Consider the following 1,988-nt stretch of genomic DNA (forward strand, 5'->3'; position numbering starts at 1 on the left):
TACATGAACGGGGCCAACCGGGACTGGCCCTCGCGGCCCGGTCTGCCGGCCGACCGGCAGCGGGCCGAGCTGATCGCCCACCTCGACCGCGCGGTCCGCTACCGGCTCAACACGGTGATCCTCCAGGTGCGGCCGGCCGCCGACGCGCTGTGGCCGTCGCCGTACGAGCCCTGGTCCGAGTGGCTCACCGGCACCCAGGGCCGCCACCCGGGCTGGGACCCGCTGGGCACCGCCGTGCGGGAGGCGCACGCCCGGGGGCTGGAACTGCACGCCTGGTTCAACCCGTACCGGGTCGCCAACCACGACGACCCCGCCCGGCTCACCCCCACCCACCCGGCCCGCGAGCATCCCGGCTGGGTGGTGCCGTACGGCGGCCGGCTGTACTACGACCCGGGGCAGCCCGAGGTCCGCGCCTTCGTGCGGCGGGCGATCCTGGACGCGGTCGCCCGCTACCCGGTCGACGCCGTCCACTTCGACGACTACTTCTACCCCTATCCGGTCGCCGGGCAGGCCTTCGACGACGACGAGGCCTACGACCGCCACGGCGGGGCCTTCCCCAGCCGGGCCGCCTGGCGCCGGCACAACATCGACACGCTGGTGCGCGAGACGGCCGCCGGGATCCGGAGCGTCCGGCCCGGCACCCGGTTCGGGATCAGCCCCTTCGGAGTCTGGCGCAACGCCGCCACCGACCCGCGCGGCTCGGAGACGCGGGCGGGCGTCCAGACGTACGACGACCTGTACGCGGACACCCGCACCTGGGTCCGCGAGCACTGGATCGACTACGTCGTCCCCCAGCTGTACTGGCACATCGGCCACGCCGACGCCGACTACGCGGCCCTCGTCGCCTGGTGGGCCGAGGCCGCCGGGGGCACGGCGACACACCTCTACATCGGGGAGGCCCTGTACAAGGCGGGCGACGCCGGGGAGCCGTCGGCCTGGCAGGACCCGGTCGAGCTGTCCCGGCACCTCACCCTCGCCGCCCGGTACCCGCGGGTGCGCGGGCACGTGTTCTTCGCCGCCCGGGACGTGGCGGCGGACCCGGCCGGGGCGATGGCGCGCGTGCTCGCCGACCACTACCGGGGGCCGGCGAGACCACCGCGCTGACTACCGCTGTCGCTGTTCTTCCTGGTGCCTGACCTGGCAGTCGGGCCCGGGGGACATGATCGTCTCGTGTCCGTTCTCGGCGCGGACACGGTAGGGCGGGGTGCCCTCGGGACCGAGTACTTCGACCACTTCCACGACGTGGTCGTGCTGACCCACCACCCTGCCGTGCTGGACCAGCTTGTCGCCCTTGGATGCGCGCATCTGGGCCCTCCTTGCGCTCACGACCGCTGCGTGACGGCGATGCACACGAGCACGGCCACGGCGGTCAGCGGTGCGGCCACCGTGAAGTGTTCGCCCAGCAGCAGCGCCGACCACACCAGTGTGAGCAGGGGCTGGGCCAACTGCAACTGACTGGCCCGCGGGATGCCGATGGCGGCCATGCCCCGGTACCAGACGACCAGACCCAGGAACTGCGATCCCAGGGCCACCCACAGCAGCCCGGCGACGCCGTGCGCGGTCAGGTGCACGGGTTCGTACGCCAGCGCCACCGCGGCGGCCGGCACGCCGAGCGGCAGGCACAGCACCAGCGCCCAGCCGATGACCTGCCAGCCCGGCATGACCCGGGCCAGCCGGCCGCCCTCGGTGTACCCGGCCGCGCACACCAGCAGCGCCGCGAAGAGATAGCCGTCGGCCGTGGTCAGCGCGCCCCCGCTCTGGGTGAGGGTGAAGGCGATCACGGCCGCCGCGCCCGCCACGGCCGCCAGCCAGAACCGGCGCGAGGGCCGGGCGCCGGTGCGCAGGGCGGAGAACACGGCGGTGGTGAGCGGCAGCAGCCCCACCACGACGGCCGCGTGGGACGTGGTGGACGTTTCCAGCGCGAGCGTGGTCAGCATCGGGAAGCCCAGCACCACCCCGGCGGCGACCACGGCCAGCCCGGCCAGATG

Annotated in this window: 3 protein-coding genes; 1 reads left to right on the forward strand and 2 read right to left on the reverse strand. The window is 74.3% G+C overall.

The features are described 5' to 3' along the window. The first annotated feature begins 3 nt into the window (after nt 1-3). Nucleotides 4-1,104, forward strand: a complete 1,101-nt coding sequence (locus tag H5J33_RS33075) for a glycoside hydrolase family 10 protein (RefSeq protein ID WP_181798400.1) — start codon at nt 4-6, stop codon at nt 1,102-1,104. On the opposite strand, the gene H5J33_RS33080 is transcribed toward H5J33_RS33075, so the two are convergent. Both H5J33_RS33080 and H5J33_RS33085 read right to left on the reverse strand, forming a co-directional pair. Further along, nucleotides 1,105-1,305: a DUF1918 domain-containing protein gene (locus H5J33_RS33080; RefSeq protein ID WP_181798398.1), complete on the reverse strand. Its 201-nt coding sequence runs from the start codon at nt 1,303-1,305 to the stop codon at nt 1,105-1,107. A 17-nt stretch (nt 1,306-1,322) separates the two neighbouring features. Next, nucleotides 1,323-1,988, reverse strand: a 666-nt coding sequence (locus tag H5J33_RS33085) for a DMT family transporter (protein WP_181798399.1), incomplete at its 5' end; no start/stop codon positions are given.

The organism is Streptomyces sp. WELS2 (assembly GCF_013870595.1).
In the GTDB taxonomy this organism is placed as follows: domain Bacteria; phylum Actinomycetota; class Actinomycetes; order Streptomycetales; family Streptomycetaceae; genus Streptomyces.

What these genes read in the sequence shown, in the direction of transcription:
- H5J33_RS33075 (WP_181798400.1), top strand. Translation starts at nt 4, where the DNA reads ATGAACGGGGCCAACCGGGACTGGCCCTCGCGGCCCGGTCTGCCGGCC.
- H5J33_RS33080 (WP_181798398.1), bottom strand. Translation starts at nt 1,305, where the DNA reads ATGCGCGCATCCAAGGGCGACAAGCTGGTCCAGCACGGCAGGGTGGTG.